14 protein-coding genes and 1 tRNA gene are annotated in these 18,490 nt (G+C 46.7%); 7 read left to right on the forward strand and 8 right to left on the reverse strand.

The features are described 5' to 3' along the window. Positions 1-7 precede the first annotated feature (7 nt). Positions 8-1,954 (reverse strand): threonine--tRNA ligase, encoded by a 1,947-nt coding sequence (gene thrS / locus DDZ15_RS04555; RefSeq protein WP_109645335.1) that lies wholly within the window; start codon positions 1,952-1,954, stop codon positions 8-10. Positions 1,955-2,141: 187 nt separating this feature from the next. Between thrS and DDZ15_RS04560 the strand changes: the two genes are divergently transcribed. Continuing rightward, the gene (locus DDZ15_RS04560) at positions 2,142-4,649 is read left to right on the forward strand and encodes a PAS domain-containing sensor histidine kinase (protein WP_109645337.1); all 2,508 of its coding nucleotides are present in this window, start codon (positions 2,142-2,144) and stop codon (positions 4,647-4,649) included. 64 nt (positions 4,650-4,713) lie between these two features. Here DDZ15_RS04560 and DDZ15_RS04565 read toward each other — a convergent pair. Next, positions 4,714-4,787, reverse strand: a tRNA-Val gene (locus DDZ15_RS04565). A 39-nt stretch (positions 4,788-4,826) separates the two neighbouring features. Between DDZ15_RS04565 and nusB the strand changes: the two genes are divergently transcribed. Genes nusB through ychF form a run of 3 tightly spaced genes read left to right on the forward strand, consistent with a single transcriptional unit; the run spans position 4,827 to position 7,140 of the window. Further along, positions 4,827-5,363 (forward strand): transcription antitermination factor NusB, encoded by a 537-nt coding sequence (gene nusB, locus DDZ15_RS04570; RefSeq protein ID WP_242978876.1) that lies wholly within the window; start codon positions 4,827-4,829, stop codon positions 5,361-5,363. After that, positions 5,360-6,022, forward strand: a complete 663-nt coding sequence (locus tag DDZ15_RS04575; protein ID WP_109645339.1) for a metallophosphoesterase family protein — start codon at positions 5,360-5,362, stop codon at positions 6,020-6,022. The genes nusB and DDZ15_RS04575 overlap by 4 nt, the downstream gene beginning before the upstream one ends. A 23-nt stretch (positions 6,023-6,045) precedes the next feature. Then, positions 6,046-7,140, forward strand: coding sequence for a redox-regulated ATPase YchF (gene ychF, locus DDZ15_RS04580; RefSeq protein ID WP_109645341.1), 1,095 nt, complete (start codon positions 6,046-6,048; stop codon positions 7,138-7,140). A gap of 43 nt (positions 7,141-7,183) precedes the next feature. Here the strand turns inward: ychF and DDZ15_RS04585 are convergent, their stop codons facing one another. From DDZ15_RS04585 to deoC, 4 genes are all read right to left on the reverse strand, one after another. Continuing rightward, the gene (locus tag DDZ15_RS04585; RefSeq protein WP_109645343.1) at positions 7,184-7,834 is read right to left on the reverse strand and encodes an SPOR domain-containing protein; all 651 of its coding nucleotides are present in this window, start codon (positions 7,832-7,834) and stop codon (positions 7,184-7,186) included. A gap of 18 nt (positions 7,835-7,852) precedes the next feature. Next, positions 7,853-8,716 carry an aldehyde dehydrogenase family protein gene (locus tag DDZ15_RS04590; RefSeq protein WP_109645346.1) on the reverse strand — a complete coding sequence of 288 codons (864 nt, stop codon included), beginning with the start codon at positions 8,714-8,716 and terminating at the stop codon, positions 7,853-7,855. A gap of 25 nt (positions 8,717-8,741) precedes the next feature. Further along, positions 8,742-10,268 (reverse strand): aldehyde dehydrogenase family protein, encoded by a 1,527-nt coding sequence (locus tag DDZ15_RS04595; protein WP_109645778.1) that lies wholly within the window; start codon positions 10,266-10,268, stop codon positions 8,742-8,744. 118 nt (positions 10,269-10,386) lie between these two features. After that, positions 10,387-11,295 (reverse strand): deoxyribose-phosphate aldolase, encoded by a 909-nt coding sequence (deoC, locus tag DDZ15_RS04600; RefSeq protein WP_109645348.1) that lies wholly within the window; start codon positions 11,293-11,295, stop codon positions 10,387-10,389. 268 nt (positions 11,296-11,563) lie between these two features. Between deoC and DDZ15_RS04605 the strand changes: the two genes are divergently transcribed. The 3 genes from DDZ15_RS04605 (at position 11,564) to DDZ15_RS04615 (ending at position 15,593) form a co-directional block, all read left to right on the forward strand. After that, positions 11,564-12,412, forward strand: coding sequence for a carbon-nitrogen hydrolase (locus DDZ15_RS04605; RefSeq protein ID WP_199222877.1), 849 nt, complete (start codon positions 11,564-11,566; stop codon positions 12,410-12,412). 119 nt (positions 12,413-12,531) lie between these two features. Beyond that, positions 12,532-15,123 carry a leucine--tRNA ligase gene (gene leuS / locus DDZ15_RS04610; RefSeq protein ID WP_109645350.1) on the forward strand — a complete coding sequence of 864 codons (2,592 nt, stop codon included), beginning with the start codon at positions 12,532-12,534 and terminating at the stop codon, positions 15,121-15,123. A gap of 77 nt (positions 15,124-15,200) precedes the next feature. Next, positions 15,201-15,593: a hypothetical protein gene (locus tag DDZ15_RS04615; protein WP_109645352.1), complete on the forward strand. Its 393-nt coding sequence runs from the start codon at positions 15,201-15,203 to the stop codon at positions 15,591-15,593. 20 nt (positions 15,594-15,613) lie between these two features. On the opposite strand, the gene DDZ15_RS04620 is transcribed toward DDZ15_RS04615, so the two are convergent. Next, the gene (locus DDZ15_RS04620) at positions 15,614-16,972 is read right to left on the reverse strand and encodes a GntP family permease (RefSeq protein WP_109645354.1); all 1,359 of its coding nucleotides are present in this window, start codon (positions 16,970-16,972) and stop codon (positions 15,614-15,616) included. After that, complete coding sequence (gndA, locus tag DDZ15_RS04625) at positions 16,969-18,453, reverse strand: NADP-dependent phosphogluconate dehydrogenase (RefSeq protein ID WP_109645356.1); 1,485 nt, start codon at positions 18,451-18,453, stop codon at positions 16,969-16,971. Before gndA ends, DDZ15_RS04620 begins: the two co-directional genes overlap by 4 nt. Positions 18,454-18,490 lie beyond the last annotated feature (37 nt).

Below are 18,490 nucleotides of genomic sequence, written 5' to 3' on the forward strand. Positions count from 1 at the left end.
TATTTTATTATTGGTTGGGTGGCAGTGCATAGGAAGATATCTCTTCCTTCACTGTCTTGAAAAATTCATCGAGCGAAAACGTTCCGATATCGCCCGATTTGTGTCTTCTTACTGATACGGTGCCATCTTTTTGCTCTTTGGCACCAACAATTAACATATATGGAATTTTTGCATTTTCTGCATCTCTGATTTTTCCACCAATTTTATCGGATCGATCATCGATTTCAACACGTACACCGGCATCTGAAAACATCTTTGCCACCGTTTCGGCATAGTCATTGAATTCGTCTGCAATCGGCAACACTTTCATCTGAAGGGGAGCCAGCCAAAGCGGAAAATCGCCCGCAAAATGTTCAATCAGAATACTGACAAAACGCTCCATGGATCCGAATGGTGCGCGGTGGATAATTACAGGGCGGTGTTTTTCATTATCTGACCCGACGTATGTGAGGTCAAAACGCTCCGGCATCACATAGTCTACCTGAACCGTTCCTAACTGCCATTTTCTGCCAATCGCATCCCTTATGATAAAGTCAATTTTGGGACCGTAAAAGCTGGCTTCACCCAGTGCGATGCGATAATCCAGGTTCATTTCATCGGCAACCTCCCGGATTTCCTGCTGTGCACGCTCCCAGTGTTCCTGGTCACCACCGTATTTCTCATCATTGTCGTCTCTGAAGGAGAGGCGAATATCCACGGGCATGCCAAAGGTCTTAAATACAAACTGCGTAAGATCTATTGTATGCTTGATCTCATCCTTGAGCTGATCATGCGTACAGTAGATATGGGCATCATCTTGTGTGAAGCCCCTTACCCTGGACAGCCCGTTCAGCTCACCACTTTGTTCATAACGATACACAGAACCAAATTCGGCCAGCCTGAGCGGCAAATCGCGATAGCTTCTCAGTTCGCTGGAATAGATTCTGTGATGATGGGGACAATTCATCGGCTTAAGCATGTACTCCTCATCATCTACCTGAATTGGGTCGTATTGCGAATCCTTGTAATAGGGATAGTGACCGGATGTTTTGTAGAGCTCCAGATTGGCAATGTGAGGAGTTATGACCTCTTTGTACCCTCGTTTTTTTTGTTCTTCCCTCAAAAATTGTTCGAGGGTTCGTCTCAGCACGGTGCCATTGGGAAGCCAGAGGGGAAGGCCTGAACCTACCATTCTGTCCATAAGGTAGATACTCAGCTCTCTGCCTAATTTTTTATGATCCCGTTTTTTTGCCTCTTCCAGCTGGTTAAGATGCTCATCCAGCATCTTCTGCTTTGGAAAAGCAACGCCATAAATTCTGGTCAGCTGTTCACTTTCCACATCACCGCGCCAGTATGCGCCGGCCAGACTGGTAAGCTTCACTGCTTTGATCAGCGATGTGTCAGGAATATGGGGCCCCTTGCACAGATCGGTAAATGACCCCTGCTTGTAAAATGTGATGGTGCCATCCTCAAGATCCTGGATCAGGTCCAGCTTATATTCATTGTCGCGATCCCTGTAAAACTCGAGCGCTTCCTCTTTGGAGACCTCCCTGCGCTTAAATTCCGACTTTTTACGGGCGAGCTCGATCATTTTCTTTTCAACCTTAGGCAGTTCATCCTGTCCAAAAGTTTTCTCGCCAAAGTCGATATCGTAATAAAACCCGTTTTCTATGGGCGGACCTATGCCAAATTTGGCATCCGGATAGAGTTCCTGAACGGCTTCCGCAAGCAGGTGGGCAGAAGAGTGCCAGAATGTATATTTGCCATCTTCACTGTCCCATGTGTTGATCGTAATGGTTCCGCTCTGTGAAATGGGGGCATCCAGATCTTTTATGTCACCGTTAACTGTAACACTTAGCGCATTTCGGGCCAGTCCTTTTGAAATGCTCTCCGCAACTTCAATGCCTGTTATATTTTTTGGGAATTTTTTTTGAGCGCCGTCAGGGAAAGTGAGGGTAATGAAATCGTCTGGCATTAATTTGTTAGGTAATGGACTGTGTTAAATATATATTTTATTTGTTTTATTATAGCAAAAATACAAAATCCTGAGATTCCGTTAAACCAATATCTGCTCAGGATAAATATCATGGAAACGTAACATTTTGCCTGCCCGTTTGCCCTTATCATATATAGAAGGACCACCGCAGTAAACATTTGCATGAATGAGTAACAAGTTAACCAAAGAGAAAGATAAGTCAGGTTTTTTTGAAAGTGAAGCCATGTTCATCTATGATCACTACACGTACAGGATCATTGATGTAAATGATGCAGCCGTGCGAAAGTACGGGTACAGCACAAATGAATTCAGGTCGATGAAAGTTACCGACCTGGGAGATAAAGCAGAGTTTAAGACCCTTAATACAGGCGACAGTGCCGTTCAGCCTGCCTCTGTATGGATTCACCACTCTAAGAAAGGGGATAGGTTCTACATTCAGTTTACGCGTCAGCATATTAAATACCATGGCGATCTGGTTCAGCTGGCTGTTGCACACGATATTTCCGATAAAGTGGATACCCTCGGCACCAATCTGCATACGCTCCCCCGTGTAGATACCATGAAAGCTCAGCTGCCGGTTGCTACCATTGAATGGGACAAGGATGCCAATGTGCGCGATTGGTCGGATGCGGCGACCCGTATCTTTGGATGGAGTTTTTCTGAAATTATCGGTAAAAACCTGTTCGAGATTGGGATGTTGCCCTCAAAGCTGAAAGATAAAGCAGAGGAAAACATCGGGAAATTCATCGAAAAGAAAAGCACCTATTTTTCAATCGACTCGGAACAGCGCACCAAGTCGGGAGATAAACTTTTCTGTACGTGGCACAATGCCGCAATTTATGATCAGAGCGGGAAATTGCTCAGCATTTACTCCCTTGTTGAAGATATTACAGCTAAGAAAGAGGCTGAACTTAAGCTGAAAGAGTCGGAAGAACGTTTCAGGGTTTTGAGTGATGCATCCCTGGTTGGTATTTACATGCTGCAGGACTTCAATTTCAGGTATGTTAATCCCCGTTTGTGCGAAATGAGCGGTTATCGGGAAGAGGAGCTCGTGGAGGATATCAGTCCGTTTGACCTCATCCATCGGGATGATCAGGATAAGCTCTCCAAACTGCGGGAAATGTGGCAGAATAGTGAAATTGATTCATTTGAAATTGATTTGAGAGCCGTAACGAAGCGCCAGAAAACAATTCACGTAAAAGTGTATGGCTCTAAAATCATGATGAAAGACAAACCCGCGCTGATCGGGGTTGTGGTAGACCAAACCAAGCAAATAGAGGCTACCGAAAAATACAAAACATCCGTAGAGAGCTACCGTGCGCTGTTCGATTCAATTGGTGACGCAATCTACATACAGGACAGGGATGGTAAATTTATCGAAGTCAATAAAACGGCGCTCGACATGAACGGATATTCGAGAAACGAGATCATCGGCAAGGATCCGATAATGCTGGCCGCTCCGGGTAAAGTGGATCTTGAATATTCACAGCAGCTGTTTGAAAAAGCACTGAGTGGCGAAAAACAGGAGTTTGAGTGGTGGGGAAAAAGAAAAAACGGTGAAGTGTTTCCCAAGAATGTGCGTCTGAGTCCGGGTAATTATTTTGGCGAAAAAGCCGTGATTACCATCAGCCGCGATATATCGGATCAGTATGAGCAGCAGAAGGAGCTGAGGCACAATGAGGAGCTCTTCAGGCAGCTTTTTCAAAATGCCCCCATAGGCATTGCGCTGCTCGACGATCACAAAGAGATACAAATGGCCAACCACGGTTTTGAGGAAATCTTTGGCTACAAGTTTGAAGACATCAAAGGGCTGGCCATCGATTCGGTGATTGCACCCGATGACAAGTACGAAGAGGCACAATCGCTGTCTGAGAGTAAGGAACCGTTTGAGACTACAAGTGTACGCCGTAAACGTGACGGATCTCTTATTGATGTACTTATTTACGGGGTTCCGGTACTGCTTGAGGGGAGAACGATTGCTATTTACGGCATTTATGTGGACATCACCGACCGGAAAAAAGCAGAGCGCCAGATACGGCAATCGCTCGAGGAGAAGGAGGTTTTACTTTCTGAGATTCATCACAGGGTAAAAAACAACCTTGCCGTTATTACGGGCCTGCTCGAGCTCCAGTCGCACAGAACCGCAAACGAGATTGCCAGCAAAGCCCTTAAAGACAGCCAGATGAGGATCAATTCGATGGCCCTCATTCATGAGAAACTTTACCAGAGCGAAACACTTTCCAATATTGAATTCGATCACTACGTGAAAGAGCTGATTGAAGTGATCATGAAAACCCATGCACTCAAGGCTGAAGATGTTGATGTGCAGTTTGATACGGATCCGATTCAATTTGCCATTACGCAGGCGATTCCGTGCGGACTTTTACTGAATGAGATCGTAACAAACGTATTTAAACACGCTTTTCCCGATACATTTAAGGGAGACCCAAAAATTTCAATAGCACTCAAGAATATCGGTGACAACCGCGTAGAGCTGAATGTTCGTGACAACGGAGTGGGACTGCCGGCTGATTTTGATACCCTTGGGAAAAAATCCCTGGGCATAACGCTCATTAAAACCCTTTCAAAACAGATAGAAGCAGAGGTGGATGTCGACACGCAGAATGGAACCGGTTTTCGCTTCAGGTTCGATATTGAACCCCAGCAGAGCTAAAAGAGAGTAAACGCTGCCTGCCTTTCACAATGAAATAAACCTGCCGGTTTGCGGAGAAGTAATGTGGGTTTAGGCAGATTCGAACTGCCGACCTCCACGATGTCAACGTGGCGCTCTAACCAACTGAGCTATAAACCCGGTTTCTGAATATACAGTGAACCGTGATTGAATTGCAAAGTGAAAAGAGATTCCTACTTTCAGCTGATGGGAAAGGTTTGTATTTTTCCTTCTTTGAAAACATTGAAATTCATGCATAACAGAAGAGCTGCAAGAGAAGCCGCACTCAAGTCAATATACGCGGAAGAAGTAGGCGGGAACTCAACCCAGGATGTAACCAGTAATATCTTGAAAGAAGCTCTCGGCGATGATCCCGATTCATTTCGATTTGCTGAAAAATTACTCCTGACTACGGTGGATCACGCTCCGGAACATGACCGGTTAATTCAGAAACACATTAATAACTGGGAAGTAACGAGACTTGCAATAATAGATAAGCTCATTTTACGCATGATTCTCTCCGAATTTCTTTATTTCGATGATGTGCCAACAAAGGTCAGCATTAATGAAGGCATTGAGCTTGCAAAAAAATTCTCTACCCGTAAAAGCGGAAACTTTGTGAATGGTATACTGGACGCTGTTTTAACCGAGCTCAAGAGTGAGGGGAAAATCCAAAAGAAAGGCCGTGGTCTTATCGAAAGCTCAGCATCAGAATGAAGAATAACCTGATTGCAATTGGTGATATTCACGGATGTGTGAAATCAATGAAAGCATTATGGGAGAAACTGGAGCCCTGGAGCCACTATACCCATGTGTTTGTAGGCGACTATATCGACAGGGGACCGGATTCGAAAGGGGTGGTTGATTTTCTGCTCTCGGTCAGGAACGAACGGTCTTGTGTGTTTCTTCGCGGCAATCATGAACAGATGCTACTGGATGCATACGAAAGGGGAGACGCTTACAACTGGATGATGAATGGGGGAGAGTCCACATTAAAATCTTACGGCTCAGACATTCGCGTTACAGAGCTCCCCGAAGATCATATTACCTTCTACAAGGAAACCAAAATGTACTACCAAACGGAGAGCTTTTTTGTTGTTCATGCCGGTGCTCCACCTCATCAAACCATTCAGAAGAGTATCGACGATGAAAGCTCCGGACAGTTTTTTCTTTGGGGCAGGGAACATCTGAATGTTTATCAAACTCCTTGGGAGAAAACCGTCGTATTTGGTCATACCCCCAGGCCGTCTCCTGTGCAGCGTGATAAGATGATCGGCATAGATACAGGCTGTGTCTATAATCGAATGGGGTACGGCAAACTTACAGCTGTCGTTTTACCCGAAACCAAATTCATTCAACAAAAATCATTGGATTAGCTTTAATCAACTGATATCATCTCATGAATCTAAAATGCGGTATTGTGGGGCTTCCCAATGTCGGTAAGTCAACTCTTTTTAACGCACTGAGCAATGCCGGTGCGGAATCAGCAAATTTCCCTTTTTGTACCATTGATCCTAATGTGGGACTTGTTCCCGTTCCGGATGAACGATTGAAGAAGCTGGAACTGCTGGTAGATCCCAAACAGACCATTCCCGCTACAATTGAGTTTGTAGATATAGCGGGGCTTGTGAAAGGTGCTTCAGAAGGAAAAGGCAAAGGAAATGCATTTCTCTCACACATTCGTGAAGTGGATTTAATTGTACATGTTGTTCGCTGTTTTGATGATGATGACATTATACACGTGGAGGGTTCGGTTGACCCTGAACGGGATATTCGCATCATTGAGGATGAATTAATTCTGAAAGATCTTGAATCGGTTGAAAAGCGTTATGACAATCTGAAAAAGCAGTCGAAAAGCGGAGATAAAAAAATAGCAGCGCAGCTTGAAACCGTCGAAAAACTGATAAATCATCTGCAGGATGGACAAACAGCAAGAACATTCGATACTGACCGTGATTCTGAAGAGGCATTCAAAGATCTGTTTCTGCTTTCAGCAAAACCTGTACTCTATGCATGTAACGTATCCGAGTCGGACGTAAATGACGGCAATGCATACGTGGATGCTGTGACAAGTATCGCGGACGAATTTGGTGATGAAGTAGTCATGTTTTGTGCAAAAATTGAAGCCGAAATTGCAGAGCTGGACGAAGAAGAGAAACAGATGTTCCTGGAAGAGATGGGGCTGAAAAAGTCAGGCCTTGATCGTCTTATACAGGCTGCGTATCAAAACCTGGGCCTGATTACCTACTTCACTGCAGGGCCTAAAGAGGTGCGCGCATGGACAATCCGTGAAGGTACCAGGGCACCGCAGGCTGCAGGCGTAATTCATACGGATTTTGAAAAAGGCTTTATCCGAGCAGAGACCATTTCATTTAACGACTACGAAACTCTTGGATCGGAAAAAGCTGCAAGGGATGCCGGCAAAATGCGCCAGGAGGGCAAAGAGTACGTTGTAAAGGATGGTGACGTAATGCTATTCCGTTTCAACGTCTGAGCGGGTCAGTCAGATCAGATTACTTGCTAACCCCGGATTTGCGTCAGTTAAACCGTACATCTATTGAATCGACTCCCTGTTTTTGCAAGGCCGATGGCATTTCATCAGGTCTGCGGATACGGATATCTGCTGTATCTGCAGGCATGCGGTAGGGCTCAATCCTGTCATGAACAACCCACGCATCAGGGTAATACTCTTTCAAAATACGAGAAAACTCTATAGCCAGTTCACGGTCTCTGAAATCACCCGTTCGGACCCTGTAATAGGGCTGTCGGAAGAATACATAAGCGCTTGGGTTATAACCGGCAAGTGTTGTATCGGCCCAGGCAACAAAGCCGTCTCTTGTTGTGTCAGCATGAACAACATCCCGTGTTGAGAGTATCTGAACCCTGTAACCTGCAAATTCATCCACCTCATCTTCCATTGTGGCGGCCTTTTCAGTAAACTTTTCCGGCATTTCATGATCCAGTCCCGAAGACTCATCTTCAAGCGAATTCCTGGTTTCAAAGAGCAGCCTCTCGAAGTCATTCATGTTTTCCAGAACAAATTCATCCGCTGCTTCATCCGGAATATCCAGATAAGGGCTTTCATCTCCTCTGTTACCATTGTCACCGTCGGTTGTTCGCTCTGTTGCAGAACAGCTGACGAGTAGAATCAGCGCCATAAAAACTGCCGCCGGAGTCAATATTCTCATAGTGTATAGTGATATTTTTCAGTTTCCGGCCGGATGCCAGGTAGTCTTGATTTCCTGGAATTCCAGCAGGAGGTACGGCGATTCAATCACAGAATCAGTATAGTTTTCGGTTTCAACGTGATGAACGCGCTTTACGTTTATAGATGCATTTTCATCAATAAGTTTCCTGTAATCTGAATCCTCTACGGCATTCAGGATGCCGTGAACGCTTTTATGCGAGCTGAGTGACTGAGTCATTTCATTCCTGAATCCGGTAAGGATGTTAACCACGCCACCCGGTACGTCGGAAGAGTGAAATACTTCACCGAAAGTTACGGCTGGAAGGGGGTTGGTTTCGGATGACAAAACCACACATGTATTTCCACCCGCAATAACCGGTGCAACAAGAGAGACCAGAGAGAGCAGGGGGTCTTCATCCGGACTGATAATTCCAATCACACCTGTTGGTTCCGGAACGCTGAAATTAAAGTGGGCACTGGCTACAGGGTTCACGGAACCAAATACCTGGGGATATTTATCTGTCCATCCGGCATAATAGATGAGCCGGTCAACGGTTAATTGAACTTCAAATTCCGCTTCAGCCTGTTTCATGCCTTTACGGGAAAGCTCTCCCACGAACTGTTCTTTACGTCCTTCCAGCATCTCCGCTATTCTGTAGAGAATTTGCCCGCGGTTATAAGCCGAACGCGTTTTCCATCCATTAAAGGATGATGCAGCGGCTCCAACCGCATCGCGTACATCCTTGCGGGTACAACGGCACGCATTTGCGATAACTTTATCGCTGCTGTCTTTGATCTGGTAGGTTTGCTCCGATTCACTCCTTGGAAAAGAGCCGCCTACGTAGGTTTTATAAGTTTTCAGAACATCAACTCGTTGTGACATAGCGTAAAATAGGTATAAGGTGAAATTATGATCGAACCGGTTGAGAGAGTTTTACGTAAGGATAAAGTCCGTGTAATCCTCCTTCACGGCCCATCCCGCTCTCCTTGTAGCCGCCAAAAGGTGACGTGGGATCAAATTTATTGTAGGTATTGGCCCAAACCACTCCGTTTCGTATTTCCCGGCTGATATTGAAAATTTTAGAACCTTTGTCAGACCATATCCCGCCTGCAAGTCCAAAAGGCGTATTATTGGCTTTCTCGACAGCCTCCTGAGGCGTGCGAAATGTTTGAATGGTCAGTACAGGTCCAAATATTTCTTCCTGTACAATACGATTGCTTTGACCCACGCCAGTGAAAATGGTGGGCCTGCAGTAATAACCGTTTTCAGGCAGCGGTCCATCCGACTGATACATCGCAGCGCCTTCTTTCACTCCGATCTCTAGGTAATTCTTTATTTTTTGAAGCTGGGCCTTGGAGTTGATGGCTCCAATATCGGTGTTTTTGTCGAGCGGATCGCCCACAATCAGCGTATCCATGCGGTCTTTAAGCTTGCTGATCAGTTGATCGGCAATGCCTTCCTGAACGAGCAGACGGGAGCCTGCACAGCAAACGTGTCCCTGATTAAAAAATATGGCGTTGATAATACCCTCAACGGCCTGGTCGACAGGAGCATCCTCAAAAATAATGTTGGGGCCTTTACCGCCCAGTTCAAGGGTATATTTTTTATCGGTACCCGAAACAGCTTTTTGAATAATTTTACCAACTTCGGTGGAACCCGTAAATGCGATTTTGTCGATATCCGGGTGATCAACCAGGGTGGAACCTGTTTGGCCTGCACCGGTCACAATATTGATTACACCCGGCGGAACACCTGCAACATTGCATATTTCTGCAAACATAAGAGCCGTTAGGGGAGTGGTTTCTGCGGGTTTCAGTACTACGGTATTTCCTGCAGCCAGGGCGGGTGCAATCTTCCATGCAAGCATCAGGAGCGGAAAATTCCAGGGTATTATTTGCCCGCAAACACCCAGTGGCTGTGGGTTTCGGCCTGGAAAAGCATATTCAAGCTTGTCTGCCCAGCCGGCGTAGTAAAAGAAATAGGCCGCTGCCAGAGGTACATCCACATCCCGTGATTCCCTGATAGGCTTGCCACCGTCCATGGTTTCAATCACGGCAAGTTCCCGCGACTTTTCCTGAATCATTCGCGCAACTCTGAATAGGTATTTTCCACGTTCACGGGCTGAGAGTTTGCTCCAGACCTTTTCATAAGCCTTTCGTGCCGCTTTTACAGCTTTGTCAACATCTTCCGAGGTTCCTTCGGCAAACCTGGCGAGCTCTTTTTCATTGGCCGGATTCACGGTTGTCATCATTCGCCCTTTCTCTGGTTTTACGAACGCACCGTCGATAAAATGTCCATATTCCTCTTTCAGCTCCACAAAATCGCTGCTCTGGGGTGCATCGCTGTATTCCCAGAAGGATGCAAAATCCAGTTTCAAATCCGAGTTTGGCGATGTTGGCTTGGCTGACCCATTTGATCCGGGTTCTGTTTTCATTTCTTCTGTTTGATCAGACATAGGGTTGGGTTAGAAGTCAAAAATGAAAAGGGTGTTGACAAATATGTATTGTAACCCATTGCAAGGTGCGGTTTTTGGGTTGCTTCATATTCATATTCTAATCTTCGGAAAAATATTCACGGCCTTCATAGATGCCTGTTTTCTGTTTCACAATTTGCATCAGGAGATCATTGGTAAGCGAACTGGCTCCGAACCGGAACCACTCTGGCGTAAGCCATGCAGCACCCAGGGTTTCCTTAACAAGAACCAGGTACTGCAAGGCCTGCTTGGCAGTGCGAATTCCTCCGGCCGGCTTCATACCCGTCATTCTGCCGGTCTCCCTGTAAAAATCCCGGATTGCTTCAAGCATAACCAGTGTGACCGGCTGAGTAGCTGCAGGGGAAATTTTTCCCGTGGACGTTTTAATAAAGTCTGCACCGGCGTACATCGCAATATCACTGGCTTTTCTCACATTTTCATAGGTTTCCAGCTCGCCGGTTTCCAGTATAACTTTAAGATGTGCGCTGCCGCAAGAATCCTTGATTTCAGCTATTTCGTCAAAAACGTAGCTGTAATTGCCTTTTAAAAATTCTCCCCGCGAAATCACCATGTCTATTTCATCTGCTCCCTGTTCTACGGCAAACCTGGTATCTTCCAGCTTAACGGTTCGCGGTGCCATGCCGGAAGGGAACGCTGTTGACACGCTTGCCACGTTTATGCCGGTGCCTTTCAGCGCCTTTTTGGCTGTGGCAACCATATTCGGATAAACACATACGGCGGCCACATGGGGAAGGTCGGGCATGGGTGCATAGGGAGTGCGTGCCTTTGCGCACATCTGAATTACTTTGCCTTCCGAATCTTTTCCTTCCAGCGTGGTCAGATCAATCATGCTGAGAGCCAGTTTGAGGCCCTGAAGCTTCGACTCTTTTTTAATGCTTCGCTTGTTCAGACGCGCCACGCGCTCATCAACACCGACTTTGTCGATGGGAATGGTCCGGGAAAAATCAGGTGTCGTATATGTATCCATTAGAGCATTTGTTTTTCAGTGTATAAAGGTAAGGAACTTCAGTACCGGGAAAAAACATATCGCGGCTGCTTTCAGTCGAAAATCTGCGTTGCGAATCAGGGCATGTTCTCATCCATACGGCTGGAAAGGGTTGAAAACATATTCTTTATGTAGGCTACAACGTTGATATGGTAACGATTCACCAAAAAATGATACACTGTGATTGCAGTCCAATTTACGTACATTCACTTTAAGATTGAACCATACCGTATTTCAAAAACGCGTACCCGTGAAATTTGCTGCCCTACAATACCCCTGTTCCGATAAGATCCTGGAAAATATGCAGCTGGCCGAGCATCTTATTTCAAAAGCTGCAGAGGCCGGTGCGAAAGTAATTGCGCTTCAGGAACTTTTTAACACACCATATTTTTGCAGGGAAATGGATTCCCGTTTTTTTGAGTGGGCTGAACCGGTTCCCGGAAGAACAACCGAACAATTCACCGCGCTTGCAAAAAAGCTTGGTGTCATTATCCTGCTTCCGCTTTTTGAAAAAAAAGCACCCGGTGTATATTTCAACACTATGGCTGTGATTGAAAAAGAAGGAAAACTTGCGGGTATTTACAGGAAAATGCATATACCCGACGATCCTGGCTTTTATGAAAAATACTACTTTACACCCGGTGATCTGGGTTTTAAAGTCTTTGATACCTCCGAGGGCAAAATTGGTACACTTATTTGCTGGGATCAGTGGTTTCCCGAAGCAGCCAGGCTCACGGCAATGGCGGGTGCAGAGCTTTTGGTATATCCGACTGCGATCGGTACGCTGCCCGACGAGCATGATACGGAGAAAGCGGAGTTTCTTGATGCATGGAAAACCATTCAACGCAGCCATGCTATTGCCAACGGGTGCTTTGTTGCCGGCATTAACCGGGTTGGCGAAGAGGGGGGCACACGATTCTGGGGAAACTCCTTTATTTGCAACCCTTTTGGGAAAATAATAACAGAAGCAGATGAGCAGGAAGGAATTATAACCGCTGACCTCGACTTTTCACAGATTGAAAAATACCGACAGCAGTGGCCATTTTTTAGAGACAGAAGAATAGATGAATTCGGAGCACTGACGAAGCGATTTCTCTGATGGCTAATCCGTTTGCGTTGTCAGTTGCCTGTGAGTCCGACCCTTTTTTTCCCTATCTTTAACGCTTGAAAAATGCTAAAAATAGTTAGCAGCAAATCATCGACACTTAAAATAAGTAAATGAGTTCGTACAATCCCAAATACGTAGAGCCCAGATGGCAAAAGTACTGGCTTGAGAACAAGACGTTTAAGACCCCTGAAGATCAGGATAAGCCCAAATACTATATACTGGACATGTTTCCCTATCCGAGCGGATCAGGATTGCATGTTGGCCATCCCGAAGGGTATACCGCCACAGATATTCTGGCTCGGTACAAACGGATGAAAGGATTCAATGTACTTCATCCCATTGGGTGGGATGCGTTTGGATTGCCCGCAGAACAGTATGCAGTTAAAACAGGAACTCATCCGCGGATCACTACAGAGAACAATATCAAACGTTTTCGTGAACAGCTGCAGATGCTTGGTTTCTCATACGATTGGGACCGGGAAGTAAACACAACGGATCCTGATTATTATAAATGGACGCAGTGGATCTTTCTGAAACTGTTTGAAAAAGGCCTCGCTTACGAAGACGAACAACCCGTTAACTGGTGTCCTGAACTTGGAACCGTATTGGCCAACGAAGAGGTGATAGACGGTAAGAGTGAGGTGGGAGGGTATCCGGTGGTTAGAAAGCCGATGCGACAGTGGGTGCTAAAAATTACCGCATACGCAGACCGATTGCTGGAAGACCTTGAGGAGCTCGACTGGCCCGAATCCACGAAGGAGATGCAGCGAAACTGGATAGGAAAATCAATAGGAGCTGAAATAGACTTCAGGGTTCAGGATCATGATGCGGCAATTCGCGTATTTACAACACGGCCCGATACTCTGTTTGGAGCCACATATATGGTACTCGCGCCGGAGCACTATTTGGTGGACCGGATTACCGCTGATGCTCAAAAAGAGTCTGTAGAAGAGTATAAAAGGAAAGCCGAAAACAAGTCGGATCGTGAACGGCAGGAGATCAGCAAAGAGAAAACCGGAGTTTTTACGGGCGCATATGCTGTAAATCCGGCAAATGGAGAAGAGATCCCTATTTGGATAGCCGATTATGTACTGGCTCACTACGGTACCGGGGCCATTATGGCCGTGCCCGGCCAGGACGAGCGTGACTGGGAGTTTGCAGAGGCATTTGACCTCCCGATCATTCGAACCGTGGAACCGCCGGAAGATTTTGACGGAAAAGCCTACACCGGCGATGGACCCGCAATAAATTCAGGATTTCTGAACGGACTCCACATTACGGAGGCAAAACAGAAAATCATTGACTGGCTGGAGGAGAACGGTACGGGGCAGAAGAGCGTGAATTACAAGCTGCGCGACTGGCTGTTTTCCAGACAGCGATATTGGGGTGAACCGTTCCCCATTATACACGTTGACGGCAAACCGAAAGCCGTTCCTGAAGACGAACTGCCCGTAACCCTGCCTGAAGTGGATGATTTCCAGCCCACCCAAACCGGAGAGCCGCCACTGGCCCGCGCGGTAGGCTGGGTGGAAACAACCGATCCGGAGACCGGAAAAAAAGCCCTTCGTGAAACCAATACCATGCCGCAGTGGGCAGGATCGTGCTGGTACTACCTTCGCTATATAAGTCCCGGATACGAGGAGGGGCCCGTCGATAGCTCCGGAGAGAACTATTGGATGCCGGTTGACCTCTATGTAGGCGGATCGGAACACTCGGTACTGCATCTGCTCTATGCGCGTTTCTGGCATAAGGTACTCTACGACTGCGGGGTTGTATCAACCAAAGAGCCATTCAGAAAGCTGGTTCACCAGGGCATGATTCTGGGAGAAATGGAGTATACAGCGTACAGGCATCACGGTAAAATGGTATCTGCTTCCGAAGCTGAGAAAGCCGGAGATGCAGAGCGGGTTCCCCTTTCCGAACAGGATATTGAAAAGAAAGGCGACCGGTTTGTGATGAAGGGTACGGATATTACAGTGGATGCAAGGGCGCACAAGATGTCGAAGTCGAGAGGGAATGTGATCAACCCGGATGATGTGGTTGAGACATACGGCGCCGACTCACTTCGCCTCTATGAGATGTTTATGGGCCCTCTTGAGCAGGTTAAACCATGGAGTACAAAAGGGGTGGAGGGAGTGAATCGCTTCCTGAACCGGACCTGGCGGCTCTTTTTTGGTGAGGAGGGAGATGATGAATTCATCCGCGTGAGCGGGGATGAACCCGACAGGGATCAGATTCGGATTCTTCATGAGGCGATAAAAAAAGTAACCGAAGATATTGAGGCCATGCGTTTCAATACCGCTATTTCAGCATTGATGATCTTCATTAATGAGGCCAATCAGTGGGAAAATGTTCCGGTGACCGTTGCAGAGCCATTTGTTTTATTGCTCTCACCGTTCGCTCCTCATATTGCGGAAGAGATATGGCAGCGGCTCGGTCATAGCGAGTCACTGGCTTATGCCGAATGGCCCGGGTTCAACGAAGAGTACCTGAAAAGCGACACGGTGGAGTATCCCGTTCAGGTAAATGGAAAAGTGCGTGCCAATATCGAAGTACCCGCAGAACAGGCAAAAGAGAAAGAATTTGTCTTAAGCCTGGCCAAAGAGCAGGAAAACATCATGAAATATCTCGAAGATGCCACCATAGTAAAGGAGATTTTTGTGCCCGGCAGAATCGTAAACCTGGTTATTAAACCAAACTGATTTGCAGTAAGTAGGTATCATGCTGTTTGCGGCTGTATTGTTATCAACAAAGAGCTGAATTTTACAATCTCCTGATAATGAACAGTCATAAATTGTCATTTTTTACGCTTCTAATCTTTATTGCCGGCCTGTTGCAATCCTGTGGAGTCCTGAATTCCGATGATGGCCCCCCGGTAAATACCGAGGTCGGGTTTGAAGGCATTTATGTGCAGGGATTTGAGGATTCCGGTTTCCAATCGTGTGAATACGAGGAGCCGACATGGAAGCCCGTTTTCAATGAGCACAGTTTTAATCAGCTGCAGGAGTTTTGGGAAAAGAGGGATCAGAATGGCGGACCGCAAACGAGATTGAGAATTACAGGGATACTCTCAAGCAAAGGAACCTACAGAGGAATTTATGTGACGTATAAACGGGAAATTCAGATTCTGGACATTCTGGAGATAGAGTACACTGAAGATGCGGATTGCTGATTCCAAGCTGTAACAGAAGTTTATAAGAATAGAGCGATCAAAAGGCAGAGCAGCAATCCACTCACCGATATAATGGCAGTCATGACCGACCACGATTTCAGCGTTTCCTTTTCACTCATTCCAAAGTAACGATTCACAAGCCAAAAACCGCTGTCGTTAACGTGCGAAAATGTTGTAGCACCCGCAGCAATGGCCAGAACCAATAGGGCCTTGAATGGTTCTCCATATGCAAATCCGGATAGAATGGGAGACACAATTCCTGCTGCAGTAATCATGGCCACCGTAGCCGATCCCTGTGTTAATCGCACAGCGGCCGCAATCAGCCACGCAAGTAACATTACAGGAAGCCCAAGATCCTGCATCGTGGCTGCCAGCATGTCGCCCACACCGCTGTCAATCAAGACCTGCTTAAATACCCCGCCTGCACCCGTAATCAGGATAATGATACCGGCCGGCTTCATAGACTCCATGGTAATTTTTGAGAGCTGTTCTTTAGCCGTCCCCCTTTTTATCCCAAGCCAATACAGTGCAATCAGCACAGCTATGGTCAGTGCAATAAACGGATGGCCGATAAACATGACCAGATCGGTTAGTATACTGCTTTGCACGGTACCCTGATCTACCAGCGTTTGTGTAAGTGTGTTTGCCAGGATTAGCAATAGTGGCACAGATATAATGGCCAGAAGCAGGCTGAAAGGGGGAAGGGAATCTGAATCGCTCTCCTCAGATAGTTCCTGCTTGATGTAGTCCGGAACACGCACGTCAATTTTTTTACCGATATAGTTTCCAAACAGCGGTCCGGCAACGACGGCTGTGGGGAACCCCACGATAAAGCCGAAAAAAATGACCCACCCCAGATCAGCTCCGATAATATCTGCAACGGCAATGGGACCGGGGGTGGGCGGTATGAATGTATGCGTGACTGCCAGCCCGGTCAGAAGGGGTATGCCATAGTAAAGGAGAGATTTACCCGTATCCCGGCCCAATGCGTAAATCAGCGGTACAAGAATGATAAACGCAACATCAAAAAAAACAGGTATTGCTACAAAGAAACCTGTAATCATCATCGCCCAGGATGCATTTTGGCGGCCAAAACCCTTCAGCATTTTCCGTGCTACGGCTTCTGCGCCGCCCGAATGCTCCAGTATCTGACCAAAGATGGCACCAAGACCTACTACGGTTGCTACAAATCCCAGCGTGCCTCCCATGCCCTGCTGAATACTATCGATTACTGTTGAGGGGGGCATGCCTGCAGCTAATCCGGTACATACACTTGCAATAAGCAGAGAAATGAAGGCATTCAGCTTTACACGAATCACCAGGTAGAGCAGCAACACTATACCGATTAACGGTGCGATTATCAGCTGTATATCAATCATAGAGAGTTTTCAGGTTCGTCATCAGTGTTGTCTGACAGATCCTGTTTATTCCAGTTTGAGTGATAATGTGTGCCGTCCGGATCATTTATCACCCTGAATCCGTGTGAGCCGAAATAGTCGCGCTGTGCCTGGATCAGATTTGCCGGAAGATATGCAGATCGTAATGCATCATATTGCTGCAACGAGGCCGCCATTGCAGGCACGTGTATACCGCTTTTGATAGCGAGCGTAACGGTTTCTCTCCAGCCTTCCTGCAATTTTCTGAAACGGTTTGAATAAATGGGAGATAAAAGAAGATGATTAAAATTGCTTCCTTGTCCGTAGGCTGCAACGATGGTTCTGAGCAGCTCAGAGCGTATAATACAGCCGCCTTGCCAGATCCTGGCAATTTCTGAAGGGTCAATAGTCCATTTATAATGCCGGGAGGCTTCTGTAAGCAGGTAAAAACCTTCTGCAGCCGCGATCATACGCGATGCAAGGTAAGCCTGCTCAAGATGCTGCAGAGCGTTTTCTGTATTTCTGAGAAGGCCTGACGATGAATTGGGTTCGGGACCGAACAGTGAGCCTGATAGCCGCCCTCGTAAACCGGTGAGCGCAGAGAGGGACCGGGAATCAACAGAAGCAGAAACTACAGGAAGCTGTATTCCAAGCTCCGAAGCTGCTTGCACAGTCCACCGGCCGGTACCTTTTTGTTCGGCACTGTCAAGTATCTGATCAAGCAGAAGCACTCCGCTATCATCCCTTACCTGCAGAATATCGGCAGAGATAGAAAGCAGATAACTGCCAAGGGATGTATAGTTCCATTGCCGGAACTTCGCTGAAATATCAGAGGGATGCATTTTGAAAAGAGTCCGCATGATATGATATACTTCTGCAAGAATTTGCATATCAGCATACTCGATGCCGTTGTGAACCATTTTTACAAAGTGACCTGCACCGTCGCTTCCTGCAAGCAAACAGCATGGCGTATCGTCAAATGATCTGGCAGCTATGGGTTCAAGAATCTTTTCAAGGGATTTCCAGCATTTTTTTGTCGTGCCTGCCATAATGGATGGGCCATACCTTGCGCCCTCAGATCCACCGGATATGCCTACACCTGCGTAATTTATTCTTTTAAAACGCAGGGAAGCAGCCCTTCGGCGCGTCTCCTCAAAATGAGAGTTACCGCAATCAACCAGCGTATCCCAGTCATCGAGGTGGGGCAGAACAGATGATATAAAGTCATCCACAGGTTTACCCGATGTAATTGTAATCAATATGGTTCTGGGTTTCTGAATGGATGCCACAAACTCCTTTAAATCGGCTGAGGGGGTGAAGCGTTTTCCTGCTCCGTGTTCTTTCATGAATGAGGCGATCAGATTCTCGCCTTCTCCCTCAGTCCGGTTACTGACCGAGACGTTGTGTCCATGCGATTCAAAATTCAGGGCAAGGTTGCTGCCCATCAGCCCGAGGCCGTAGATCCCAATATCTGACTGGCTCATAGAGAGTATTTTATTTTTTGTACCGGATATAGCTACC

This window comes from Rhodohalobacter mucosus (assembly GCF_003150675.1).
GTDB classification, from domain to species: Bacteria; Bacteroidota; Rhodothermia; order Balneolales; family Balneolaceae; genus Rhodohalobacter; species Rhodohalobacter mucosus.